The organism is Variovorax sp. YR750 (assembly GCF_900109805.1).
In the GTDB taxonomy this organism is placed as follows: domain Bacteria; phylum Pseudomonadota; class Gammaproteobacteria; order Burkholderiales; family Burkholderiaceae_C; genus Variovorax; species Variovorax gossypii.
On sequence record NZ_FOBJ01000004.1, the window covers coordinates 485,548 to 510,735 of the forward strand.

Here is a 25,188-nt window from a genome sequence, read left to right on the forward strand (position 1 = left end):
ATGGTTGTGCGGCGAATCGGCCTGACGGGCGGCATAGGCAGCGGCAAGAGCACCGTCGCAGGGCTGCTGGTAGCCCAGGGCGCGGTCCTGGTGGATACCGACGCCATCGCACGAGCCATCGCGCTCCCCGGCGGCATCGCGATGCCCGCCCTCGAAGCAGCCTTCGGTCCCGGGATCATCGACCCGGACGGAGGCCTGGACCGCGCCGCCATGCGCCAGATCGTTTTCGCCGACGCCGGAGCCAAGGCCCGCCTCGAATCGATCCTCCACCCCCTGATCGGCGCCGAAACCCAGCGCCAGGCCGCCGCGGCCGGCGAGGATGCGATCGTCGTATTCGACGTTCCCCTGCTCGTCGAATCCGGCCGCTGGCGTGCCATCGTCGACCGGGTGCTGGTGGTCGACGCCACCGAGGAAACGCAGCTGAAGCGCGTCGTGGCACGCTCGGGTTGGGCGCCCGAGGCGGTCAAGGCGGTGATCGCCCAGCAGGCTCCGCGCAGGGCGCGCAGGGCCGCCGCCGACACCGTGATTTACAACGAGTCCCTGACCCTGGAGGAACTCGCTCAGCAGGTCCGGGGTTTCTGGGAACGGTGGGCTAAGTCAAGCACGCGATAATTTGGGGTTGACGCCGCGACGGCTACACGACGACCACGTCAAACGGCGCACGCCCAAGCGCCCCTCACGATGCTTTTCAATTCGTATCCCTTCATCTTCGTCTTCTTCCCGCTGGTCCTGATCGGCTTCTTCCTGATCGGCGCGCGCAGTCCCCGGTCGGCGGCGGGTTTCCTGGCACTGGCGTCCCTCTTCTTCTACGGGTGGTGGAGCGTCAAGGCGCTGCCCCTGCTGCTGGGATCGATCTGCGTCAACTACTGGTTCGGGCTGAGGCTGACCCCCTCCCCGGGCCGGGAAGACAAGCACCGCAAGACGCTCCTGATCATCGCGCTGGTGGTCAATCTCGGGGTGCTGGCCGTCTTCAAGTACGCCAACTTCTTCCTCGAGAACGTCGACGCCGGCCTGGCCGCCGCGGGCCTGCCGCAGATCGACCTGGTGCACATCGTGCTGCCGATCGGCATCTCGTTCTACACCTTCACGCAGATCGCCTTCCTGGTCGACTGCTGGCAGGGCAAGGTGCACGAGCGCAGCTTCATCCACTACGTGCTGTTCGTGACCTACTTCCCGCACCTGATCGCGGGCCCCGTGCTGCATCACGCGCAGATGATGCCGCAGTTCAACAGCCCGGCCACCTACAGGATCAACGCCAACAACATCGCGCTGGGCCTGGGCATCTTCGTCTTCGGCCTGGCCAAGAAGATGCTGATCGCCGACCCGATGGGCCAGTACGCCGACATGATGTTCAAGGGCGTGCACGAAGGCGTGATGCCCTCGCTCTACACGGCCTGGTTCGGGGTGCTGGCCTATACGCTGCAGATCTACTTCGACTTCTCGGGCTATTCCGACATGGCCGTCGGCCTGTCGCTGTGCGTGGGCGTGCAGCTGCCGCTCAACTTCAGGTCGCCCTACAAGTCGACCAACATGATCGAGTTCTGGCGCCGCTGGCACATCTCGCTGTCGACCTTCCTGCGCGACTACCTCTACGTGCCGCTGGGCGGCAACCGCAAGGGCCCGGCGCGCCGCTACATCAACCTGTTCCTGACCATGCTGCTGGGCGGCCTGTGGCACGGTGCCGCCTGGACCTTCGTCATCTGGGGCGCGCTGCACGGCTTCTACCTGATGGTCAACCACTTCTGGAATGCCAAGGTGCGACGCGGCAGGACCGAAACCACCTGGTACGGCCGCGTGATCGGCTGGCTCATCACCTTCGTCTGCGTGATGATCGCCTGGGTCGTGTTCCGCGCCGACAGCATGACGGCCGCCATCGAGATCTACAAGGGCATGCTGGGCATGCACGGCGCCCCCGTGTCGGCCTTCAGCGAGTTCCGCGTGCCGTTCCGCAAGCCGGAGTTCTTCCAGACGCTCCTGGTCGGCATCGTGATCTGCCTGGCGCTGCCGCCCACCATCACGCTCGACCGCTGGATTCCCAGCGTCGCCGGCCTGGCCGGACGCCCGCGCCTGCAGCGCCTGGCTACCTGGATCACCGGCCTGGGCTGCGTCTATCTTTTTGGCCTGTGCGTGTCCAAGTTCGGCAGCTACAGCCCCTTCCTCTATTTCCAGTTCTGACATGGAAGACACGAAATCGGCCAGGACCTGGCTTCGCATCTTCGCCGCCGGCTACCTGGTGTGCTGCGCACTGCTGCTGGTCAGCCTCTTCACGCCCATCCCCTACGGCGACCTGACCCGTATCGGGCGCATCTCCGAACGCGAATTCGGCTGGCACGAGCCGCCGCCGCCCATCCCCGACGCGGATGTGAAGACCTGGCCCATCAACGAATCCGACATTCTCGTGATCGGCGACAGCTTCTCCGTGCGCTATGCATGGCAGTCGTCCCTCGTAGGCGCGGGCTACAAGGTCACGACCACGCACTGGGACAACCTCGGCGGCGTCGTTTGCGACGACTTCTCCGGCTGGCTCGAGAAGTCGGGCTTCAAGGGCAAGGTAGTCATCGTCGAGAGCATCGAGCGCCTGCTGTACGACCGCATCGAGAAATCGCAGTCGTGCAAGACCATGAAGCACGCCTTCAAGCCGACGCCACCGCCCTTCGAGAACCCGTCCAGGCCCGCCCCCGGCTTCCAGCTCAACTGGGACGCCCAGTTGCTCAGCGGCTGGTTGACATATCAAAACACGAAGGAAATCCTGGCCTCCGACAGCTGGACCAACACGCCCGACCGCTGGGGCCCGCTGATCGACGCCCGCGTGGTGCCCGAGGGCTGCAAGCAGTTCAGCCACCGCGCCTGCGACAAGCTGCTGATGACCGCCGAAGACCGCGTCAACCATGCGCTGACGGCCGAATCGGCGCAGTTCATGAAGCGCTTCGAGAGCACCGCCGCGCCCTACAAGGTGGTGTGGATGGTGGTGCCGAACAAGACCAGCGTGTATTTGCAACAAAACCATGCCGATGCGTTCCGCGCCGCGTTCAACCCGCAAAATATCGGCCCTGACCTGTTCGCCCTGGCGGAACAGAACCGTTTCAAGATGAAGGATCTTTTCCCCGCCAACGAGACCCACGTGTCGACCCGGGGTTACATTCTTTTCGGGCAGCGTATGCTGGAGGCTGTGCGCGAGGTGTTTCCGCCACCGGTCGCCAAGACGCAATGAGCCCGAACCCGACGTGAAAAACCGATACGCGTGATCCTCTACGAGTACCCCTTCAACGAGCGCATCCGCACGTACCTGCGGCTCGAGCACCTGTTCCGCCGCCTCGGCGAGCTGGTGCCGGCCGAGTCCCCCCTGTCCCACCACTACGCCCTGGTCACGATCTTCGAGATCATGGACGTCGCCGCGCGCGCCGACCTCAAGGCCGACGTGCTGCGCGACCTGGACAAGCACAAGAACGTCTTCAACAGCTACCGCGGCAATCCGGCCATCGCCGAGGCCGTGCTCGACCAGGTCGTCGGCCAGCTCGAAGGCAACTTCGCCACCCTCAACAGCGTGGCCGGCAAGGCGGGCCAGGCGCTGACCGAGAACGAGTGGCTCATGAGCATCCGCAGCCGCGCCGGCATTCCGGGCGGCACCTGCGAGTTCGACCTGCCCGCCTACTACGCCTGGCAGCACCGCCCCGTCGCCAGCCGTCGCGCCGACCTGGAACGCTGGTCGAACACGCTTTCGCCCCTGGCCTCGTCGATCTACCTGCTGCTCAAGCTGCTGCGCGACGCCGACGTGCCCTACAAGGTGATCGCGGTCAACGGCCAGTTCCAGCAGAACCTGCCCCAGGGCCGCAGCTTCCAGCTGCTGCGCCTGCGCATCGACCCCAAGCTGGGCCTCATCCCTGAAATCAGCGGCAACCGCCTCATGGTCTCGGTGCGCCTCATGCGTCACGACAAGGACGACCGCCTGCACCAGAGCTCGGAGGACGCGCCTTTCGAGCTGACCCTCTGCGCATGACGACGCAGGTGAACAGCAAGGGCGAGCGCATCGTCCGCTGCCCCACCTGTGGGGGCGACAGCGTCTACGCGCCGAGCAACGCCTACCGGCCTTTCTGCAGCGCCCGCTGCAAGGGCATCGACCTGGGCGCGTGGGCCAGCGAGGAATTCCGCATGCCGGCCGAGGCGCCGCCGGACGACGAACCCTTCGGCGATCCCAAGATCCAGTAGCTGCTTGCTGCTTACTTCCCGGCCGGGCCGTCGTCGAGCAGCGCCGGGTCGATGTACGTCGCGAAGCTGCGCGCGTAGCGAGGCCGGAGATGGCCGATGTCCTTGTACGCCGGCGAACCGTCGTCGGGCATGCTGCGAAGGCAACGGCCATCGGCGCACAGGCTGGCAAAGGGCTCGATGACCCGTGCGCCGTTGGCCAGCGCCACCTGCTTCAACCTCTCGTTGAATTGCGCCTGGTCCGCCGGCATCGGCGCCCCGGCCTGCCCGGAGGCTGCCGTCATCCCGCCCAGCCGGCTGCCCTGGATCTGCCCGAGCGGGTCGAAATCCATGCCCACCGGATTGCCGAGCACCAGGTAGACCGTCTTTTTCGCCGACAGGCGCTTCAGCACCTGGCCCAGCGACTCGAGCGACCGGTCGATGCCGTCGCCACCGATGAACGGATGCACCGCCTTCCGGTCGTCGACGAAGTAGTTCACCGTCGGCCCCGCGCCGGTGAAATAGCAGCTCCAGCAGGCGCCCAGCACCACCGAATCGATCTCCGGCTTGAGCGCCAGGTCGAGCACCGCCTTGCGCCGCTCGTCGCAGCCGGTGTCGGGGCCGCTGAACAGGCCCGGCACCGGCGGGCACGAGCCCTTGGTCGCGAAGTACACGGTGCGTGCCTTGTCGGACTGCGTGCGCACCAGTTCGAGTGCGCGCGGCGCGTACTGCTCGACATGGCTGTCGCCGATCAGCAGCACGTTGTGCTTGCCGTTACCCGCGCGGTAGACGAACTGGTCGCCCAGCGCGGACTCCTCGAAGCCGCCGTAGTAGTTGTCCTCGCGCGTCGCGTCGGCCACCGCCTGCAGCGCCGGGCTGTCGTGGCGCGGCGATGGCGCGCCCAGGAAGACCAGCACGCCGGCCAGCGCCAGCGCCGCACCTGCGCCCGCCAGCCCGCGCAGCATCGCCTGCGAAAGGTGCAGCTTGACGAAGCGCTCGAGAAAACGATACGTGGCCCAGGCCAGCACCACCGACGCCACCACCAGCACGATGCGCAGCTGCAGCGGCGGCTCTCCGCCGGTCACGATGCGCGCGTACGAAAGCAGCGGCCAGTGCCAGAGGTACAGCGGGTAGCTGATGAGCCCGATCCACACCATCACCCGGTTCGACAGCAGGTACTTGTTGAGCACGCCGTTCGGCCCGGCCGCGATGCAGCTCACCGCGCCCAGCACCGGCAGCAGCGCCCACCAGCCCGGAAACGCCTTCGTGCTGCGCGTCATGACCAGGCCCAGCACGAGCAGCGCCATGCCGACGATCGACTGCAGGTGCTTCGTCCACGGGCGCGAATCTGCCGCTCCCGAAGCGGCGGCTTGCAGCCGCATCGCCGCCAGCAGCCCGCCCGCCATCAGCTCCCAGGCGCGCGACAGCGGCGAGTAGAACGCCGCCGCGCGGTGCGCCTGCACCGTCAGCACGTTGACGAGGAAGGAGATCACGGCCACCACCAGCACCACGCGCAGCATCGGCCAGCGCTTGCGCCAGGCCAGCCCCAGCATCAGCGGCCAGAAGATGTAGAACTGTTCCTCGATGCCCAGCGACCACAGGTGCAGCAGCGGCTTGGTCTCTGCCGTGGCGTCGAAGTAGCCGGCCTCGCCCAGGAAAACTAGGTTGGCGAAAAAGGCTGCGCCGCCCGTGGTCTGCTTGCCCAGCTGCGAGAACTCGCCCGGCAGCAGCACGTACCAGCCGAAGGCCAGCGTCACCAGCAGCACCAGCACCAGCGCCGGAAAGATCCGCCGGATGCGCCGCGCGTAGAAGTCGCGATAGCTGAAGTCGCCCGCCGCCAGGCTCTGCAGGAGGATGGTCGTGATCAGGAAGCCCGAGATCACGAAAAAGATGTCGACGCCGATGAAGCCACCCGGCAGCAGGCTCGGGAAAGCGTGGTACGCCAGCACCGAGCCGACTGCGATGGCTCGCAGGCCGTCGATGTCCGGGCGGTACTTGGGATGCATGGTCGCGTCTTGGTCGATCGGTCGGCCGGCGGGGTCCGCTCAGCGCGACGGCTGCTGCGCCGAAGCCGCGGCGGGCGAGGACCCGCTGCGCACGGTGCGGTCGAAGTAGCTCGCCTCTTCGCGCGTGTAGCGCGGGCGCAGGTGGTCGGCGTCCTTGTATGCGGGGGCACCGTCGGGCAGCGTGACCAGGCAATGGCTGCCGTCCTTGCACAGCACCGCCATCGCGTCGATCGGCTCCGCCCCGCTCGCCTCGGCAATGGCGCGCAGGCGGTCGTTGAGCTGCTTCTGGTCGGCCGGCAGTGGTGCCGTCGGCGCGGAAGTCATGGCCTCCATGTGCGTCAGGCGGCTGCCTTCGATCAGGCGCTTGGGCGTGAATTCGGGGCCGCCGGGGTTGTCGAGCAGCAGGAAGACCTTCTTGTGGCGCGCCAGCTCGCGCAGCGTGGCTTCCAGCGAGGCCAGCGAGCGCTCGATGCCGTCGCCGCCCTGGAAGGGATGTACCTGCTTGTCGGGCCCGCGGTAGTAGTACTCCAGCGCGCCACGGCCGACGAAATAGCAGTTCCAGCAGCCGCCGATGACCACCGAATCGATTTCCGGGCCCATCGCATAGGCCAGCATGGCGTCGCGGCGCTCGGCGCAGCCGATGTTCTTGTCCGCGTACACGCCCGGCACCGCCGGGCACGCGCCCTGGGTCACGAACCAGGCCGACTTGTCGGGCATCGACAGCGTGCGCGACAGCTCCATGATGCGCGGCGCGTACTGCTGCACGTGGCTGTCGCCCACGAAGAGCACGCGCTTCGGCCCGCCCCCGGTCTTGTAGACCAGCTGCTCGCCGATCTGGTCGAGCTTGAAGCCCGCGTAGTAGTCGGCATCCAGCGTGGCATTGGCGACGATCTGCAGCCGCTCGCTGTTGTTGCGGGGCCCGGGCGCGCCGAAGAAGATCGCGGTGCCCAGTGCGGCGATCAGCACCATGCCCACGCCCAGTGCCTTCAGGATGCCCGAGCCGGCGCGGCTTCTGGTATGGCGCTCGACGAAGCGGTACGTGCCCCAGGCCAGCAGCACGCTGGCCACCATCGCGCCCGCGCGGTAGACCGGCGAGGGATGCAGCGGATCGGCCTCCACGATGCGCACGAAGGCCAGCAGCGGCCAGTGCCACAGGTACAGCGGATAGCTGATGAGCCCGATCCACACCATCACCCGGTTCGACAGCAGGTACTTGTTGAGCACGCCGTTCGGCCCCGCGGCGATGCAGCTCACGGCGCCCAGCGTGGGCAGCAGCGCCCACCAGCCCGGAAAGGCCTTGTTGCTGCGGATCATCACCAGCCCGAGCACGATCAGCCCCACGCCCAGCACCGACTGCAGGTGGCTGCGCCAGGCGCTCGGCGTTGGCGGCTTCAGCCGCATGCAGGCCAGGATGCCGCCCACCATCAGTTCCCAGAAACGGGAGGCCGGCGAGTAGAACGATGCCGCCGGCAGCGGGTGCACCGTCGTCACGTTCACCACGAACGAGACCGCCGCCACCGCCAGCACCACGCGCACGATCGGCCAGCCCTTGCGCCAGGCGAGCCCCAGCAGCAGCGGCCAGAAGATGTAGAACTGCTCCTCGATGCCCAGAGACCACAAATGCAGCAGCGGCTTGGTTTCGGCAGCCGTGTCGAAGTAGCCCGACTCGCCCCAGAACACCAGGTTGGCGACGAAGGCCGCGCCGCCCACCGTCTGCTTGCCGAGCTCGGCGAACTCGTCGGACAGCAGCAGGTACCAGCCCGCGCACAGCGTGGCGAAGAGCACCACGATCAGCGCCGGGAAGATCCGCCGGATGCGCCGCGCGTAGAAGTCGCGGTAGCTGAAATCGCCCGCCGCGAGGCTCTGGAGAATGATGGTCGTGATCAGGAAGCCCGAGATCACGAAGAAGATGTCGACCCCGACGAAGCCGCCCATCAGCGCCGTCGGGAACGCGTGATACACCAGCACGGAGCCCACGGCGATTGCACGCAGGCCGTCGATGTCCGGACGGTACTTGGGATGCATCAAGCGATCAGTTTGCCGGCGCGTCGGCAGGCGCGACCACCGGCGGCGGCACGAACGGCAGGCCGCGCTCTTCCGACAGCCACTGCAGCACCGGGAACGCGCCCGGCAGCACCGGCGTCACGTCCAGCGGCAGCTGCTGCCAGGCCATGCGCTGGCCTTCACGCATCTCGAATTCGCCGCTCCAGGCCGTGACCTTGCACCAGTGCAGGCGCACCAGCGCGTGCGGGTAGTCGTGCTCCGTGACCTTCCAGACCTCGGCGCCGTCGATGGTGATGCCGAGTTCTTCCTGCAGCTCGCGCCGCAGCGCCTCTTCGACCGTCTCGCCCGCCTCGATCTTGCCGCCGGGAAACTCCCAGAAGCCCGCATAGGCCTTGCCCTCGGGCCGCGTGGAAAGCAGCAGCGCGTCGTCGGCCAGGCGGATCAGCACGCCGACCGCGACCTCCGTGTGCTTGCGGGCTTGTTCGCTCACGCCTTGCTCCGCCCCGCGTAGTCGCGCGCGAACTGGTAGGCCACGCGGCCGCTGCGCGAGCCGCGCTCCAGCGCCCACACGAGCGCCTCGGGCCGCGCCGCCGCGATGGCGGCCTCGTCCACGCCGAACGACGAGAGCCACTGGCCCACGATCGTCAGGTATTCGTTCTGGCTGAAGGGATAGAAGCTCACCCAGAGGCCGAAGCGCTCCGACAGCGAGATCTTTTCCTCGATCACCTCGCCGGGATGGACTTCGCCGTCCTCGGTGTGGGTGTACGAAAGGTTGTCCTTCATGTACTCGGGCAGCAGGTGGCGCCGGTTGCTGGTCGCGTAGATCAGCACGTTGGGCGTCGATGCGGCGATGGAGCCGTCGAGGATCGACTTCAGCGCCTTGTAGCCTGGCTCGCCCTCGTCGAAGCTCAGGTCGTCGCTGAACACGATGAACTTCTCGGGCCGCTGCGAGACCACCTCGACGATATCGGGCAGGTCGGTGAGCTCGGCCTTGTCCACTTCGATCAGCCGCAGCCCCTGCGGCGCATAGGTCTGCAGGCAGGCGCGGATCAGCGACGACTTGCCCGTGCCGCGCGCGCCGGTCAGCAGCACGTTGTTGGCCGGCTTGCCTTCGACGAACTGCTGCGTGTTGCGCGCGATCTTTTCCTTCTGTACGTCGATTTCCTTCAGCGAGTCGAGCGACATCGCAGCCACGTGCTTCACCGGCTCGAGCACACCGTGGCCCGAGCTGCGGCGGCGGTAGCGCCAGGCGATGGATGCGTTCCAGTCGGCGGGCTCCGCCAGCGGTTGCGGAAGAATCGATTCGATGCGGGTGATGAGCTGTTCGGCGCGTTCGATCAGCTTCTGGAACTGCTCATTCATGACCGGTAGTCGGCATTGATCGTCACGTATTCGTGGCTGAAGTCGCAGGTCCACACGGTTTCGCTGGCCTTGCCACGGCCCAGGCCGATGCGCACGGTGATCTCGCTCTGCTTCATTACGCGCTGGCCGTCTTCCTCGCGGTACGACGGATTGCGTCCGCCCTTGACGGCCACATGCACGTCGTCCAGGAACAGGTCGATGCCGGTCTGGTCGAGGTCCGCGATGCCTGCATAGCCCACGGCCGCCAGGATGCGGCCCAGGTTCGGGTCGCTGGCGTAGAACGCGGTCTTGACCAGCGGCGAGTGCGCCACGGCGTAGGCCACCTGCTTGCACTCGGCGGCGTCCTTGCCGCCTTCGACCTGCACGGTGATGAACTTGGTCGCGCCCTCGCCGTCGCGCACGATGGCCTGCGCCAGCTTGCGCGCCACGTCCTGCATGGCGGCCACGAGCGCCTTGCCGTCGGCCGAGTCGAGCGAGGTGATGGTCGCGTTCGTGGCCTTCTGGGTCGCGATGACCACGAAGGAGTCGTTCGTCGAGGTGTCGCCGTCGATGGTCACGCGGTTGAACGAGGCATCGGCCAGCAGCCTGGCCAGCGGCTGGATCAGCGACGGATCGATCTTCGCGTCGGTCGCCAGGAAGCCCAGCATGGTCGCCATGTTCGGGCGGATCATGCCGGCGCCCTTGCTGATGCCGGTGATGGTGACGGTGACGCCGCCGACCTGCGCCCGCTGGCTGAACGCCTTGGGGATCGTGTCGGTGGTCATGATGCCTTCGGCCGCGCGCGCCCAGTTGTCCTCCTTGGCATCGGCCAGGGCGGCGGGCAGGCCCGCCTCGATTCGGTCGACGGGCAGCGGCTCCATGATCACGCCGGTGGAGAACGGCAGGATCTGCTCGGGCGAGATCTCCAGCTTGCGCGCCAGCGCGATGCAGGTGGAGCGCGTGCGCATCAGGCCGTCTTCGCCGGTGCCGGCATTGGCATTGCCGGTGTTGATGACCATCGCCCGGATGCCGTGGTTCGCTGCCAGGTGATCGCGGCAGACCTGCACCGGCGCGGCGCAGAAGCGGTTCTGCGTGAACACGCCGCCGACAGCCGAACCCTCGTCGATCAGCACGACCGTCAGGTCCTTGCGATTGGCCTTGCGCACACCCGCTTCGGCCACGCCGATGCGGACGCCGGGCACCGCGAACAAGGCGGCGGGATCAGGGGCTGACAGGTTCACGGGCATGGCACTTATTCCTTCTTGCGTATCAATTTTCATCGGCACCGACAAGACGCACTTTTCGTCGCCAGGGACACCGCGGAACCGGCTTTGCCGGGCCGCCGGTATCGCCCCCGGCGAGGGGGTTGGCGGCCACACGAAGTGCGGCAAGCCCGGGGGAGTATGTTTACTTCAGGTGAGCTTGCCGTGGCACTGCTTGTATTTCTTGCCGCTGCCGCAGGGGCAAGGGTCGTTGCGGCCGACGCGGGCGAAGGCCGCGGCTTCCGCGCTGAGCGCGCCCAGGCCGGCTGCCGCGATGCGGCGCTGGTTTTCCTCGTCGACGCGGACCTCGACCTCGCCCGTCTCGGTCGGCGCCGAGTAGGTGATGTTCGAGACGTTCTCGCCGCGGCTTTCCATCGCTTCGGCGGCCTGCTCGAGCTGCTCGCTCGACTGCACGCGCACCGTCATGAGCTGGCGGGTGACTTCGTTCTTGACCGAATCGAGCAGCTGGCCGAAGAGCTCGAAGGCTTCGCGCTTGTATTCCTGCTTGGGCTGCTTCTGCGCGTAGCCGCGCAGGTGGATGCCCTGGCGCAGGTAGTCGAGCGAGGCCAGGTGTTCGCGCCAGTGGGTGTCGATGCTCTGCAACAGCACCATGCGCTCGAACTGGGTGAAGTTCTCCTGGCCGATCAGCGCGACCTTGGCGTCGAAGGTCTCGTTGGCGCTCTTGAGCACCTTCTCGACGATGTCCTCGTCGGCGATGGCTTCGGAGGCTTCCACTTCCTTCTTGAGCGGCATGTCGATGCCCCACTCGGTGAAGAGGCTGTTCTCGAGGCCGTCCAGGTCCCACTGCTCCTCGACCGATTCGGCCGGCACGTACTGGCGCGCGAGGTCGATGAAGCAGCCTTCGCGCAGCGCGGCGATCTGCGCCGTGAGGTCGGCTGCGTCGAGGATGTCGTTGCGCTGCTGGTAGATCACCTTGCGCTGGTCGTTCGACACGTCGTCGTACTCGAGCAGCTGCTTGCGGATGTCGAAGTTGCGCGCCTCGACCTTGCGCTGCGCGCTCTCGATGCTGCGCGTGACGATGCCGGCCTCGATGGCTTCGCCGTCGGGCATCTTCAGGCGGTCCATGATCGCCTTCACGCGGTCGCCCGCGAAGATGCGCATCAGCGGATCGTCCAGGCTCAGGTAGAAGCGCGAGGAGCCCGGGTCGCCCTGGCGGCCCGAACGGCCGCGCAGCTGGTTGTCGATGCGGCGCGACTCGTGGCGTTCGGTGGCGATGATGCGCAGGCCGCCGAGCGACTTCACGAACTCGTGGTCCTTGTTCCACTCGGCGCGGATGTGGGCGATGTCGGCCTGCTTGGCTGCCTCGTCGCGGCCTTCGTCGTTCTCGATGGCCTCGATCATCTTCTCGATGTTGCCGCCCAGCACGATGTCGGTGCCGCGGCCGGCCATGTTGGTCGCGATGGTGATCATCTTCGTACGCCCGGCCTGCGCCACGATGTCGGCTTCGCGCGCATGCTGCTTGGCGTTGAGCACCTGGTGCGGCAGGCCCGCCTGGGTGAGCAGGCCGTCGATGATCTCGGAGTTCTCGATGGACGAGGTGCCCACCAGCACCGGCTGGCCGCGCTCGTAGCACTCGCGGATATCCTGGATGGCCGCCTCGTACTTCTCGCGCGTCGTCTTGTAGACGCGGTCGAGCTGGTCTTCGCGCTTGCTCGTGCGGTTCGGAGGAATGATGACGGTCTCGAGGCCGTAGATCTCCTGGAACTCGTAGGCCTCGGTGTCGGCCGTGCCGGTCATGCCGGCGAGCTTGGAATACAGGCGGAAGTAGTTCTGGAAGGTGATGGAGGCCAGCGTCTGGTTCTCGGCCTGGATCTCCACGCCTTCCTTGGCTTCCACGGCCTGGTGCAGGCCGTCGCTCCAGCGGCGGCCGGTCATGAGGCGGCCGGTGAACTCGTCGACGATCACCACCTCGCCCTGCTGCACCACGTAATGCTGGTCGCGGTGGTACAGGTGACGGGCGCGCAGCGCCGCGTTCAGGTGGTGCATCAGCGTGATGTTGGCCGGATCGTAGAGCGACGCGCCCTCGGGCAGCAGCTTGAACTCGCTGAGCAGGCGCTCGGCGTTCTCGTGGCCGTCCTCGGTCAGGAACACCTGGTGCGTCTTCTCGTCGACCGTGAAGTCGCCGGGCACCGTGACGCCCTCGCCCGTGCGCGGATCGGCTTCGCCTTCCTGCTTCTTGAGCAGCGGCACGACCTTGTTGATGGCGAGGTAGAGATCGGTGTGGTCTTCCGCCTGGCCGCTGATGATCAGCGGCGTGCGGGCCTCGTCGATCAGGATGGAGTCGACCTCGTCGACGATCGCGTAGTTCAGCCTGCGCTGGACCCGGTCGCCCGGCTCGTAGACCATGTTGTCGCGCAGGTAGTCGAAGCCGTACTCGTTGTTCGTGCCGTAGGTGATGTCGCTGCGGTAGGCGGCCTGCTTTTCCTCGCGCGGCATCTGCGGCAGGTTGATGCCCACCGTGAGACCGAGGAAGTTGTAGAGGCGGCCCATCCAGGTCGCGTCGCGGTTGGCGAGGTAGTCGTTCACCGTGACCACGTGCACACCATTGCCCGACAGCGCGTTCAGGTACACCGGCAGCGTGGCGGTCAGCGTCTTGCCTTCGCCGGTGCGCATTTCGGAAATCTTGCCGTTGTGCAGCGCCATGCCGCCGAGCAGCTGGACGTCGAAGTGGCGCATCTTCATGACGCGCTTGGAGCCTTCGCGCACCGTGGCGAAGGCTTCGGGCAACAGGGCATCGAGGGTTTCGCCCTTGGCGATGCGGTCCTTGAACTCCTGGGTCTTGGCGCGCAGTGCGTCGTCGCTGAGCTTCTCGAACTCGGGTTCGAGCGCATTGATGCGTTCCACCGTCTTGCGATACTGCTTGAGCAGCCGATCGTTGCGACTGCCGAAAATCTGGGTCAGGAAGTTGGTTGCCATGGGTGGAGATGGGCGGGCGCCTGATGAGATACGGCAGGCACTTCGACCGGATTCCCTAAGATATGGTGAAAGCAGTTGGGCGCGCTTTCAATGAAAGCAAGCGGCCTTTTTCCAGCGCGAGCGCCGGCAAACCGGGCATTTTAGCTGTCTTGTTTCTGACCCCTGTATTACCCATGTATCGCCGACTTCCCCCCGCCATTTCACTGCAGGAAGCTGCGGAAGGCGCCCCCACGCTGGGCAGCCTGATGGCGCGTGCGCGCGACACCACCGAGCGGCTGAAGGCCGTGGAAGGCCTGATCCCGCCGGCCATGCGCCCAGCCGTCCAGGCCGGACCGGCCGAGGGCGACGTCTGGTGCCTGCTGGTCAAGGGCAGCGCCGCGGCGGCCAAGCTGCGCCAGCTGTCGCCAATGCTCGTCACCCGGCTCAGGAACCGGGGCTGGAACGTGGCGACGATTCGGATCAAGGTGCACACGGGGCGCTGACGGCATCGGCTGACCCAGTCGATTTTTGATTTTTTGTCTGGAGATAGATAATACTTCCAGATGACAACCTTCACCGCGCCCGCCGACGCCCGGCTCCTGCTGCTCGACAAGACCCAGGTCGACGCCCTCCTCTCCCCCGACGAAGTGCTCCAGGCAGTGCAAGAGGCCTTCGTGCTGCACAGCGAGCGCGAGGGCCGCGTCTTCCCGGTAGTGCGCGAGCCGCTGAGCACCGGCGGCGTGTTCGGCATCAAGTCGGGCGACGTGCAGGCCCAGGGCCTGCTCGGCTTCAAGGCGGCCGGCTTCTGGCCGGCCAACCGGCAACGCGGCGGCGAGCCCCATCAGGCGACGATCATGCTGATCGACCCGGCAACCGGTCGGCCGCTGTGCGTGATCGACGGCAACACGGTGACGACCGTGCGCACGGGCGCGGCCGGCGGGCTCGGCCTGCAGCGGCTCGCGCGGGCCGACAGCACGCGACTGTGCCTCTTCGGCACCGGCGTGCAGGCGCGCATCCAGCTCGACTTCGCGCTGCGCCTCGTGCCCTCTCTGCGCGAGGTTCTCTACGTGAGCTCGAACGGCCTGCGCAATCCCGCATTCGAAGCCCACTTCGCCAGCCGTTGCGACATCGCGCCGGCCACGGACCGCAACACCGCCGTGACCCGCAGCGACATCGTGATCACCGCCACCCCGGGCGGCGGCGCGCTGTTCGATCTCGATGCCGTGCAGCCCGGCACGCACCTCAACTGCGTCGGTGCCGACACCCGCGGCAAGCGCGAACTCCCCGAGGGCCTTCTGCAACGGGCACGCCTCGTCGTCGACGACCGCACGCAGGCACGGCAGATCGGCGAAACGCAATGGGCACCCGACACCGCCTGCATCGAACTGGGCGACCTGCTCAGCGGCAGGGAAAGCTTCGAGCGCGCACGCGAAGACATCACCGTCTTCGACATGACGGGCCTCGCATTGCAGGACCTGACCGTCGCGCGCCTGCTGCATGCGCGCGCGGCCGAAACCGGCATCGGCACGCGCATCGCCTGGCCCTGGTGACGCTGCGCGTGCGCAACGGGAAGACGCGTCGCGCCTTGCCCGGCACCGCGGCTCCCTGGCATTGAAAGCGTGAATTTTTTAATGCCGGGGGAAGAACATTCCTGGCATCGTCGACCTGACATTTTTCGACAGCCTTTGTCATCAATGACCAGCTGACGCGATTTCGTGCGCGGCTCGTTCGAAAAGACAAATCGAACACGCCAATTTCTTCTCGCCTCGACAAAACAACCTGCGTTCCGGCGAATCACCGAGCCTATTGAAGACCGTCATTGGTTGACATCAACGGTCATTGTCCAATTCGATTGCCGATCGCTACATTCCGCCACCCAAAAGGTCATGGCGAATCCGGCAATACGCCTCTCCATGACAGTCGCTGCCGAACGAACAGAGAGGTTGGAATGATTTCACTCGAGCCCTGCAAACAGGCCTCACCGCCGCAACTTGCGGCATCGATCACGGGCACGTGATCGACGCGGGATCCAGTCCCGCCCGATAGCCGAAACACCGGCCGTCACCCTCTTCACGAATTTCCGGAATCACTGAACCGACACGGCAATTGCCGTGCCGGCGCTTTGCTTCGGCTTCGAGCTTTGCGTTCTCGACGCAGCGACTCCGCCGCGCAGGAATTTCTATTTCTGCATTTTTTCCTCGTCAATTTCTGAGATTCCATGAACAAGCTTTATCGCAGCAGCACCTCCGGCCGGCCTCGCTTCAAGTTGTCCGCAGTGACTGCCGCGGCTCTTGCAGCCGGCCTGCAGCTGACGGCATCGGACGCCGCCGCATCGACCTACGCGCCAGCCAACTGCAGCACCACGACCTCCGCAACGATCGGACGGGTGACCGTCATCGGAACGAATGCCCAGCCTGTCGACGGAAGCGGCACCTGGTCCAATATCCTGGGCTGCGACACGAGCGGCGGCGGCCTCAGTGGCGTCTCGGTGTTCGGCACTTACTCCAAGGGAACCGGCAACGGCTCGGCCGTTTTCGGCTTCTCCGGCACCGCCGGCCAGTGGGGCAGCGCAGTCGGCCTCTCGGCCGATGCCTCGGGCACCGGCAGCACCGCGGTCGGCTTCGGCTCGCAGGCCCTGAGCCTGAATTCGATCGCGATCGGCGGCGCGGGCGGCGACGGAACCACCGCCCTGTCGGCCGCCGATTCCACGACCGCCTCGGGCAACGGCGCCATCGCCATCGGCAGCAGCTCGATCAAGGGAGCCCACGCCGCGGCAGCGGACAGCCTCGCGATCGGGGGACAGTCCTCGGTCGCCGCCGGTGCCGCTTCCGGCGTGGCAATCGGCCTGGCCGCGACCGTGTCCGGCAGCGGCGCCGTTGCGATCGGCGCGGCGACCCATGCGGCCGGCAAGGACGCGGTGGCGCTCGGAAACGGAGCGGCGGCGAACTACGACAACAGCGTCGCCATCGGAGCGGCCAGCAGCACGGCCGGTTCGCTCGCCGCACTGCAGGGCGTGGCCGCCTACACGCCCTTCGCTGGCGCGGCCATCGCCGGCACCACACCCGCGGGCGAAGTGTCCATCGGTGCCGCCGGCAGCGAGCGCAGGCTCACCAACGTCGCCGCCGGCGCAGCGGCGACGGATGCAGTCAACGTCAGCCAGCTCTCGACGGCCACCGCTTCGCTGTCCACCTCCCTGGGCATGACGAACACCACCATCGCCAGCCTTTCCACGTCGACCTCTACCGGCCTGAACACCCTGGCCGGCAACATCGGCAGTCTTTCGACCAGCCTGACCACGACCAACAGCAACCTCGGCAGCCTGAGCACCTCCGTGCGCAGCATCTACGAGACAGGCACCAAGTACTTCCACGCCAACTCGACGGCGAGCGATTCGGTGGCCAGCGGCGACAGGGCCGTGGCGATCGGGCCCCAGTCGGTGGCGAGCGGCCCCAACGCCTTCGCCGCCGGAAACGGCGCAAAGGCCTCGGCCAACGGTGCACTGGCGATGGGCTTCGGCGCCGAGGCCTCGGGCGCGAGTGCGATCGCCATCGGCACCGGGGCGCTCGCCACGGGCTCGCAGGCCATCGGCGTCAGCTCCCGCGCGGGCGGCGGCGGCGCGGCGCTGGGCGACAACGCGGATGCAGGCGGCACCGCGCTGAGCCGGGCACGGAACGTCGTCAAGGGCACGGCCATCGGCTTCGGCGCGGTGGTGCAGCAAAGCGAAGGCGTGGCACTGGGCGCCGGCTCGGTCGCGTCCACCGCAGCGGGCGTGGCGGGCTACCTGCCCGGCAACGCGCCTGCGCAGCATCGGGCAGCAGTAAGGGCGACGACCAGCACGCAGGCAGCCGTGGCAGTGGGCGACACGGCCAGCAGCCAGTTCCGCCAGATCACCGGCGTGGCAGCGGGCACGGCCGACAGCGACGCGGCCAACGTGGCGCAGCTCAAGGCATCCGAGGCGGCAGTGAGAGCCGGCAGCGTGCAATACGCGACCAACCCCGATGGGTCGATCAACCACGGGCAGATCACGCTCGGCAACGGCCAGGCACCGGGCGGCACGCGCATCGGCAACGTGGCAACGGGCGTGCTGCCGACCGACGCGGTCAACGTGAACCAGCTGAACCAGGTGCGCCGTCAGGTCGACGACGTGGCCCGCATCGCCTACTCGGGCACCGCCATGGCGCTGGCGATGTCGGGCACCTACCTGCCGACGCTGTCTCCCGGCGAGAAGACCGTGGGCGTGGGCGTCGGCAACTACAAGGGCTACAGCGCGCTCGCACTGACCTTCAAGGCACTGACCGACGACGGCAGGCTGTCCTGGGGCGCGGGTGTCTCGACCACGGGCAAGGAATGGGGCTTCAACGCCGGCGTGGGCTGGAAGTGGAAATGAGGAAATGAGGAAATGAAGGAGGGAGAGAGCCGACAGCTGAATCGGCCAGCATGAAGATGGCTCCCATGCCGCGCGGCATGGGAGCCATTCTTTTTTTCGACGACCGTCCGCTAGGCGGCTGCGCCCGCCTTGTCGCCGAACAGCTCGGTCATGAACTGCGTCGACTTCAGCCCCGTGCCCGTCAGCAGCGCAACCGTCGTTTCCGTCGCCTTGATGTCGCCGCGCTGCGCCAGCACGTCGATGGCCGCCGCGGCCGACGCGGAGGTCGGCTCCGTGTAGAGGCCGCAGGCCGCGAGCCTGCGCACCGCCGCCGCGATCTGCTCTTCGGTCAACGCCACGGTCCTGCCGTTCGTCTCGCGCAGCGCCTGCATGATCTCCGCGAGCCGCACCGGCCGCTTGATCGCCGTGCCTTCGGCGATGGTCGGCTGCACGGCGCGCTCCACCAGCGTGTCGACACCCGCCATGAAGCTCGCGTCGATCGGCGAGCAGTTCAACGGCTGCGCGACGAAGATGCGCGGCAGCTTCGCTATCTGCCCTGCCGCCAGCAGCTCCTTGAAGCCGATCCAGCAGCCGAGCACGTTGCTGCCCGCTCCGGTCGGAATCACCACGTTGTCCGGCGCTACGAAGCCCAGGTCTTCCCACAGCTCGTACGCCAGCGTCTTCGTGCCCTGCAGGAAGAACGGATGCCAGTTGTGGCTCGCGTAGAAGATCGATTCCGACTGCCGCACGGCCTCGTATTCAGACTCCTCGCGCGGCCCGGGCACCAGTTGCACCTCGGCGCCGAAGGCGCGGATCTGCGCCACCTTCGGCGCGGGCGTGTAGCTCGGCGCGAGCACCTTCACGCGCATGCCGGCCGCCGCGCCTGCGGCTGCGATGGCCGCGCCGCCGTTGCCCGAGCTGTCCTCCAGCACCGCGTCGACGCCGATCTGGCGCAGGAAGGACATCATCACCGCCGCGCCACGGTCCTTGAAGCTGCAGGTCGGGTTGAACCACTCGAGCTTGAAGTGCGGCTCGAAGTCGCCCCAGCGCTTCTGCACCAGCGGCGTGCAGCCCTCGCCCATGCTGGCGGGCCTGTCGATGGTCACGGGCAACGCCGCGCGGTAGCGCCACAGCGAGCGCGTGCGCGAATCGATGTCGTCGCGCCCGATGCCCGGCAGCGGCGTGACCAGCATGGGATTGCCGTCGTCCGAACGCCAGCGGCGCTCGGACAGCTCGTGGTGCCTGCCGGTGCGGGGATCGACGTAGCGTGCGCGTTCTGTCATTCGTGGCTCCTGGATCAAACCGAACAAGACTGGATAATACATCCAACACTGTACTTTTTGTACAAATCAGATTGTTCGTCCAGAGCTGGATACATTCCCCGGTATGAAGAAGAAGCCGAACAAGCAACTGCTCGACATGCTCAGCAACATGGCCGAGGGCCTGGGCCAGACCTTCGCGCCCTTCTGCGAGGTGGTGGTGCACGACCTGAGCAATCCGAAGAACGCGATCCACGCGATCGAGAACAGCCTGAGCGGCCGCGAGGTCGGCGATTCGGTCACCGAGCTCGGCCTCGCGCGCATCCGCGACCCGGAGTTTCCGGCGGTGATCGCGAACTACGCCAACACCTTTCCCGACGGCCGCAAGGTCAAGAGCACCTCCATCGGCATCAAGGACGAGAGCGGCGAATACGTTGCGGCGCTGTGCCTGAACGTCGACCTCACGCTGTTCCAGAGCTTCCAGGGCGCGATCTCGCAGTTCACGCGCATCGACGACAAGGAAGTGCACGAGCACCTCGAGGCCGGCGGCAACCACTCGGACCGGATCCACGCGCGCATCGACGAGTTCGCGGCCGCGCGCGCGACCACGCCGCGCTCGCTGAAGCCGGCCGACCGCAAGCAACTGGTTCAGGAGCTGAAGAAGGCCGGAATGCTGGAAGTCCGCCGCGGCGCCGAGATCGCCGCGGCGCACATGGGCGTGTCGCGCGCCACTGTCTACAGCGACGCGAAGTAGCCAGTCCGAAGGCTATTGCGGCTGCAGCCCGATCTCGTGCGCGGCCTTCTGCCAGCGATCGGCCTCCGAACGCAGGAAGGCGCGCAGCTCGGCCGGCGTCGATCCCTTCATCTGCACGCCGAGCACCGACAGCCGTTCCTTCACCGACGGATGCTCCAGCGCGGCGATGGCCTCGCGGCGCAGCTTCTCGATCACGTCCAGCGGCGTGGTGGCCGGCGCCACCATGGCCCACCACTGGTCGATCTCCAGGCCCCTGAGTCCGTTCTCAGCGAGCGCCGGCACGTCCTGCAGGCCGGGCAGCTTCACGCGCTGCGTGCTCGTCACCAGCAGCGGGCGGATGCGGTTGGCGCCCAGCAGGCTGGAGCCGCTGGCCAGCGTCGCGAAGTGGCCCGCCACGGTGCCCGCCGCCACGTCGGTGAGCGCGGGCGCGGAGCCACGGTACGGAACCATGTTGAACGGGATCTTCGTGCGGTTCGCCAGCAGTTCCCCCGCCAGGTGGCTCACCGTGCCCGCGCCGCTGTGCGCGATGGCCGGCGGCGCGCCCTTCGCCGCGGCCGCCGCCGCGGTCTTCAGGAAGGTCTTGAAGTCCTTGCTGTCGTCGCCCATGCCCGCGAAGAACACCAGCGGCGAGGTGCCGATCATGGTCACCGGCGTGAAGTCGCGCAGCAGGTCGTAGGGCAGCTTCGCCGTCACCGCCGGCGCGATCGCATGCGGCAGCTCGACGATGGCGATGGTGTAGCCGTCGGGCGCGGCCTTGGCCGCCGCGTCGGTGCCGATCATGCCGGCGGCGCCGGGCTTGTTGTCCACGATCACCGGGCTGCCGATGGTCTGGCTCATGCGCTGCGCCATGGCGCGCGCGATGGCGTCGGTGCTGCCGCCGGCCGCCCACGGTACGACGAGCTTCACGGGCTTGTCGGGGTAGGCCGCCCACGCGGGGCTGACGGAAGAAGCGAGCAGGACTGCAGAGCCGGAGGCCACGAAGGCCCGGCGATTCATCGTCGGCATATCTGATTCCTGAAGAGGTTTAGATCGGGCGATCGGGCCAGCTCGGGTCGCCGGTCGCGTTGGCGGTCAGCATCAGCACCACGTGCGCGTCCGCAGCGATGGAGTTGCTCTCGCGCAGTTGCCGCAGCGCGGCGAGGCCGCCGGCCGCGCACAGCTCGGCGCTCACGCCGGCTGCCGTGAGCACGCGCCGCGCGGCGCGCGCTTCTTCATCGTCCACGACCACGGCACCGCCGCCCGTGGCCGTCGCGGCCTGCCATTGCAGATAGGTCACCGTGGCCCCAGCCGTGGAGAACTGCGCCGTGTGCCCCGGGTAGCTGCCGTTAATGGCGCCGCCCGCGAACACGCGCGTGAGGCGCGGGAACGGCTCCACCAGCCAGAGCCTGGGCAGGCGCGCGATGCGCCCGGCCGCCAGCAGGTCGCGAAAGCCCGCGTAGATGCCCCACGCCAGGTCGCCGCGCGCGGTGGGAATCACCACGTGGTCCGGCAGGCCGCCGTCGTTCAGGCATTCGAGCGCGATCGGCTTGTAGCCCTCGATCGCCAGCGGCGCGCTGCCCAGCGCGGGCAGGCGGTAGTTGGTCAGCGCGAAGTAGCCGGGATGCTGCGAGCGCTCGCGCACGAAGGCCCAGCGGCCGGCGTTGTCGGAGAACACGTAGCGGCGCGCGCCCAGCGCGTCGAGCTGCCGCGCGTAGGTGGCCGGCATGCCCTCGTAGGTCGCAACCTCGCAGCCCAGGCCCGCGGCCCATGCGTAGTGCGCCGCCGAGACGGCCGCGTTGCCCGAGGAGGCCAGCACCAGCGTGTGGGCGTCGAAGTCGAGCGCCTGCGCCACGCCCACCGCAGTCATGCGGTCCTTGTGCGAGCCCGTGGGGTTGCACGACTCGTCCTTGATCGCCAAGCGCGCCACGCCGAACTGCTGCGCCAGCTCGGGCATGTCCTGCAGCGGCGTCTGCCCCTCGCCCAGCGCGAAGCCGGATGTGTACGGCATGGGCATGACCTCGGCGCTGTCGGGCAGGTAGCTGGCGCGCAGCGCCACGTGGAAGCCCGCGCGCTTGCAAGCCGGGCAGCCGTCGTGCGTCAGCGTGACCGGGTAGAGCGAGTCGCATCGCAGGCACTGCAGGCCGCGCAGGTTCGGGTTGCGCAGGGGTTTGGGAGTGCGGTCGCGCACCACCAGTCCCAGGGGATTGCCGGAGGAATGCGCCAGCGGATCCTGCGGGGGAGCGGCGAACTTGAAGTCCAGAACGGGCGATGTCGTCACGGGGTCACGCGTTTGATGAAGTTGTGACTAAATCTTATGCAATCGGAAATAAAATTATGCAGCCTCAGATACTCAACCGATAACAAGACTTATCGATGCGATTCGGCGAGATCGAAACCTTCCGGGCCCTCATGCGCAGCAGCTCCACCCGCAAGGCCGCTGCCCTGCTGCATGTGACGCAGCCCGCCATCAGCCAGTCGCTCAAGCGGCTCGAGGCGCAGGCCGGCATGCTGCTGTTCCAGCGCGCCGGCGGGCGGCTGGTGCCCACGCCCGAGGCGCGCGCGCTGTGGGTGGAGGTGGAGCGGGTGTTCATCGGCATGGACGCCATCGAGCACAAGGTGCGCAGCCTGCGCGACTTCGGCGTCAGCCAGCTGGAGCTCAGCAGCTTTCCGGCCTACGGCCTGGGCTTCATGCCGCGAGCGCTGGCGCGGCTGAAGGCGCATCGGGGCGCAAGCCCCTGGCCGCAGGTGTCGCTGCAGGTGCTGAGCTCCAAGGACGTGCGCGACCGCGTGGCCATGGGCATCTCCGACTTCGGGCTGATGGCCGACGAGCTCTCGCTGGAGGGCATCGACCACTCCACCTTCTCGCGCTTTCCCGGCGTGGTGGTGATGCCGCCCAACCACGCGCTGGCGCGCTTCAAGACCATCAAGCCCGAGCAGCTGGCCGAAGCCCCCTTCCTCTCGCTCAACCCCGAAGACCCTTCGCACCAGCGGCTCGAGGCGGCACTGGCGCCGCACGGCGTGGCCCTGCGCGTGCTGGTGCAGACGCCCTACGCGGCCAGCGTGTGCGAGATGGCGCTTTGCGGCCTGGGCGTGGGGCTGGTCAACCCGATCACCGCGCTCGACTACGTGGAGCGCGGACTGGTGGTGCGCCGGTTCTCGGTCGACGTGTACTTCACCTGCCTGCTGGCGCTGCCGGCGGGCAAGGTGCTTTCGGCCACCGCGCGGGATTTCATCTCGCTCATGCGCCAGCAGCTGGCCGAGGACGAGAAGCGCATCCAGCGCCACCTGCGCTAGCCGGCCAGGGCTGGTCGCCTACTTCCAGGTGAACTCGTGGTTCAGCCCGATCACGAAGCCGCGCACGCCCTGCGGCCCGGTGCGCGACGCGCTCACGTCCACGCTGATCAGCGGCGTGATGCTGAAGCGGCCGCCGACGCGCGAGGTCCAGACGTTCGACGCGCGGCTGCGCTCGGCGATGAGCGACACGGTGTCGTTCAGCGCCCATTCGACGCCGACGCCGCCGCGCGGCGTGCGGGCGCCGGTTCCGGTGGCCCAGTCGGCGCCGACGTTCGCATGGATCTGCAGGCTGTCGAGCGGCCTCCAGGTGAGCGGAACGACGAACTGCCCGCCCGCGCGGCCGCCGCGCTTGAAGTCGAAGACCGCGCCCATCGACACGGCGGCGCTGAAAGGCGCATCGGCCGCCTGCCCGTAGAAGTTCCACTTGAGTTGCGGCCCGCCGGTGACCGAATGCACGCCGCCGACCGAGGTGCGGTCGAAGTTCAGGCCCAGCTCGACGGGACCGATGCGGCAGGCCGGCCCGAAGTGGAAACCCGTGACGGGCTCGACGCCCGTGCGGCCCCACCAGGTCTCGTACTGGCACTGGCCCGGGTCGAGCGTGCTGGCGTCGTCCACGTCGAAATGCCCGGCCGCCTGCGCGCTCAGGCCCGTGAACAAGCCGGAGGCCGCGAGCATCCAGCCGCGCCATGGTGGCTGGGGTGTTGCTCTGCCGTATCTGTTGCTGTTGTTCATCGCTCGCGTCCCGTGGGCCCTCGAACCATTCTAGGGACGCGGAAAGTAGGCGCCATGACGCGGCGCCGCACGGTGGGTACCCTTCAGATCTCGAACTGGGGCTGCAGCTCGCGGATGCGCTTGATGGCCACGCCCGCCGCCGCCGTGCGCGTTTCGACGCCCAGCTTCACGTACACCCGCTCCAGGTGCTTCTTGGCCGTGGCCGGGCTGCTGCCGAGGATCTCGCCGATGTCCTTGTTGGTCTTGCCCTTGACCACCCAGTAAAGCACCTCGGCCTCGCGCGCCGTGAGCTTCAGGCTCAGGCTCATGGCCTCGATCACCGCCGTGTCGGACACCTCGCGCATGATGATCATCCACTCGTCGCCGTCGTCGTCGCCGCCGGTCTGCTGGTGCAGCCGCAGCGTGAGGCTGCCGGCGCCCTGCACGATGGACAGCGCCGGCGGCTCGATGCCCCGCTCGCGCGCGGCGGGCGTGTGGCTGCGCAGCCATTCGAGCACCGCCGGCGGCGTCTCGGGGGCGCGCGTCTCGCAGTAGCGATGCAGCAGGTCGCGCGCGAGCGCCGTCTGCCAGATCAGCCGCCCCTCGGGCAGCCGCACCGTGATGCTCGCGTAGCCGAAGGCATCGAGCGCGTTGCGTGCCTGCCCGGCCTGCCGCGCGTCCTGCCTCGCGCGACGTGCGCCCTGCAGGTGCACGTTCATGCGCGCCAGCACTTCCTTCGGCTTGATCGGCTTGGTGACGTAGTCGACGCCACCCGCCTCCAGCGCGGCCACGAGGTGCTCGGTCTCGGTGAGCCCCGTCATGAACACGATGGGAATGTGCGCCGTCGCGGCATCGGCCTTGAGCCTGCGCGCGACCTCGAAGCCGTCGATGCCCGGCATCATCGCGTCGAGCAGCACGATGTCGGGCTTGGCCTGCACGGCGCGCTGCAGCGCCTGCTCGCCGTTGGTGGCGATGAGCACGGTGTAGCCCGATTCGTCGAGGGCGTCGTGCAGCACCGCGAGGTTGTCGGGCACGTCGTCCACGATCAGCACGAGGTCGCTGTTGGCGCCCTGCTGTTCGCGCAGGGTCTTGGCGAGCGATGAGGTTTCCATGG

21 protein-coding genes are annotated in these 25,188 nt (G+C 67.6%); 10 read left to right on the forward strand and 11 right to left on the reverse strand.

Going from position 1 to position 25,188, the window contains the following annotated elements:
- From coaE to BMY35_RS11530, 5 genes are all read left to right on the forward strand, one after another.
- On the forward strand, positions 1 to 612 hold the full coding sequence (coaE, locus tag BMY35_RS11510; protein WP_177213612.1) for a dephospho-CoA kinase: 612 nt from the start codon (positions 1 to 3) through the stop codon (positions 610 to 612).
- A gap of 69 nt (positions 613 to 681) precedes the next feature.
- Positions 682 to 2,175 (forward strand): MBOAT family O-acyltransferase, encoded by a 1,494-nt coding sequence (locus tag BMY35_RS11515; protein WP_093198340.1) that lies wholly within the window; start codon positions 682 to 684, stop codon positions 2,173 to 2,175.
- A 1-nt stretch (position 2,176) separates the two neighbouring features.
- Positions 2,177 to 3,211, forward strand: a complete 1,035-nt coding sequence (locus BMY35_RS11520; protein ID WP_093198342.1) for a hypothetical protein — start codon at positions 2,177 to 2,179, stop codon at positions 3,209 to 3,211.
- Positions 3,212 to 3,241: 30 nt separating this feature from the next.
- Entirely contained in the window at positions 3,242 to 3,997 is a 756-nt protein-coding gene (gene zapD, locus BMY35_RS11525; protein WP_093198345.1) for a cell division protein ZapD, read from the forward strand.
- A complete protein-coding gene (locus tag BMY35_RS11530; protein ID WP_093198347.1) occupies positions 3,994 to 4,206 on the forward strand; it encodes a DNA gyrase inhibitor YacG in 213 nt (70 codons plus the stop codon). Before zapD ends, BMY35_RS11530 begins: the two co-directional genes overlap by 4 nt.
- 11 nt (positions 4,207 to 4,217) lie before the next feature.
- Here the strand turns inward: BMY35_RS11530 and BMY35_RS11535 are convergent, their stop codons facing one another.
- The 6 genes from BMY35_RS11535 to secA all read right to left on the reverse strand — a co-directional run bounded on the left by BMY35_RS11535 (position 4,218) and on the right by secA (position 13,732).
- Positions 4,218 to 6,188, reverse strand: coding sequence for an acyltransferase family protein (locus tag BMY35_RS11535; protein ID WP_093198350.1), 1,971 nt, complete (start codon positions 6,186 to 6,188; stop codon positions 4,218 to 4,220).
- A gap of 39 nt (positions 6,189 to 6,227) precedes the next feature.
- Positions 6,228 to 8,213: an acyltransferase family protein gene (locus BMY35_RS11540; RefSeq protein ID WP_093198353.1), complete on the reverse strand. Its 1,986-nt coding sequence runs from the start codon at positions 8,211 to 8,213 to the stop codon at positions 6,228 to 6,230.
- A gap of 7 nt (positions 8,214 to 8,220) precedes the next feature.
- Complete coding sequence (locus BMY35_RS11545; protein WP_093198355.1) at positions 8,221 to 8,682, reverse strand: NUDIX domain-containing protein; 462 nt, start codon at positions 8,680 to 8,682, stop codon at positions 8,221 to 8,223.
- Positions 8,679 to 9,554, reverse strand: a complete 876-nt coding sequence (locus tag BMY35_RS11550) for an ATP-binding protein (RefSeq protein WP_093198358.1) — start codon at positions 9,552 to 9,554, stop codon at positions 8,679 to 8,681. Before BMY35_RS11550 ends, BMY35_RS11545 begins: the two co-directional genes overlap by 4 nt.
- Entirely contained in the window at positions 9,551 to 10,780 is a 1,230-nt protein-coding gene (gene argJ / locus BMY35_RS11555; protein ID WP_093198360.1) for a bifunctional glutamate N-acetyltransferase/amino-acid acetyltransferase ArgJ, read from the reverse strand. The genes BMY35_RS11550 and argJ overlap by 4 nt, the downstream gene beginning before the upstream one ends.
- A 165-nt stretch (positions 10,781 to 10,945) precedes the next feature.
- Positions 10,946 to 13,732, reverse strand: coding sequence for a preprotein translocase subunit SecA (secA, locus tag BMY35_RS11560; RefSeq protein ID WP_093198362.1), 2,787 nt, complete (start codon positions 13,730 to 13,732; stop codon positions 10,946 to 10,948).
- A gap of 173 nt (positions 13,733 to 13,905) precedes the next feature.
- Here secA and BMY35_RS11565 point away from each other — a divergent pair, with 173 nt between their 5' ends.
- The 3 genes from BMY35_RS11565 to BMY35_RS11575 all read left to right on the forward strand — a co-directional run bounded on the left by BMY35_RS11565 (position 13,906) and on the right by BMY35_RS11575 (position 18,098).
- Positions 13,906 to 14,214, forward strand: a complete 309-nt coding sequence (locus BMY35_RS11565) for a hypothetical protein (RefSeq protein WP_093198364.1) — start codon at positions 13,906 to 13,908, stop codon at positions 14,212 to 14,214.
- A 60-nt stretch (positions 14,215 to 14,274) separates the two neighbouring features.
- Entirely contained in the window at positions 14,275 to 15,261 is a 987-nt protein-coding gene (locus BMY35_RS11570; protein ID WP_093198367.1) for an ornithine cyclodeaminase family protein, read from the forward strand.
- Positions 15,262 to 15,929: 668 nt separating this feature from the next.
- Positions 15,930 to 18,098, forward strand: a complete 2,169-nt coding sequence (locus BMY35_RS11575) for a YadA family autotransporter adhesin (RefSeq protein ID WP_093198369.1) — start codon at positions 15,930 to 15,932, stop codon at positions 18,096 to 18,098.
- A 110-nt stretch (positions 18,099 to 18,208) separates the two neighbouring features.
- Here the strand turns inward: BMY35_RS11575 and BMY35_RS11580 are convergent, their stop codons facing one another.
- The gene (locus tag BMY35_RS11580; protein ID WP_093198372.1) at positions 18,209 to 19,360 is read right to left on the reverse strand and encodes a threonine synthase; all 1,152 of its coding nucleotides are present in this window, start codon (positions 19,358 to 19,360) and stop codon (positions 18,209 to 18,211) included.
- A 103-nt stretch (positions 19,361 to 19,463) separates the two neighbouring features.
- On the opposite strand from BMY35_RS11580, the gene BMY35_RS11585 reads away from it, so the two are divergent.
- On the forward strand, positions 19,464 to 20,090 hold the full coding sequence (locus tag BMY35_RS11585; protein ID WP_093198374.1) for a helix-turn-helix transcriptional regulator: 627 nt from the start codon (positions 19,464 to 19,466) through the stop codon (positions 20,088 to 20,090).
- Between the two features lie 12 nt (positions 20,091 to 20,102).
- Here the strand turns inward: BMY35_RS11585 and BMY35_RS11590 are convergent, their stop codons facing one another.
- Positions 20,103 to 21,095: a Bug family tripartite tricarboxylate transporter substrate binding protein gene (locus tag BMY35_RS11590; protein ID WP_093198377.1), complete on the reverse strand. Its 993-nt coding sequence runs from the start codon at positions 21,093 to 21,095 to the stop codon at positions 20,103 to 20,105.
- Between the two features lie 19 nt (positions 21,096 to 21,114).
- Positions 21,115 to 22,347: a threonine synthase gene (locus BMY35_RS11595; RefSeq protein WP_093198380.1), complete on the reverse strand. Its 1,233-nt coding sequence runs from the start codon at positions 22,345 to 22,347 to the stop codon at positions 21,115 to 21,117.
- A 95-nt stretch (positions 22,348 to 22,442) separates the two neighbouring features.
- Between BMY35_RS11595 and BMY35_RS11600 the strand changes: the two genes are divergently transcribed.
- A complete protein-coding gene (locus tag BMY35_RS11600) occupies positions 22,443 to 23,363 on the forward strand; it encodes a LysR substrate-binding domain-containing protein (RefSeq protein WP_093198384.1) in 921 nt (306 codons plus the stop codon).
- A gap of 18 nt (positions 23,364 to 23,381) precedes the next feature.
- Here BMY35_RS11600 and BMY35_RS11605 read toward each other — a convergent pair whose 3' ends face one another.
- Together BMY35_RS11605 and BMY35_RS11610 are read right to left on the reverse strand one after the other, a co-directional pair.
- A complete protein-coding gene (locus BMY35_RS11605; protein ID WP_256228301.1) occupies positions 23,382 to 24,095 on the reverse strand; it encodes a hypothetical protein in 714 nt (237 codons plus the stop codon).
- An 83-nt stretch (positions 24,096 to 24,178) separates the two neighbouring features.
- Complete coding sequence (locus BMY35_RS11610; RefSeq protein WP_093198506.1) at positions 24,179 to 25,186, reverse strand: response regulator transcription factor; 1,008 nt, start codon at positions 25,184 to 25,186, stop codon at positions 24,179 to 24,181.
- Positions 25,187 to 25,188: the final 2 nt, after the last annotated feature.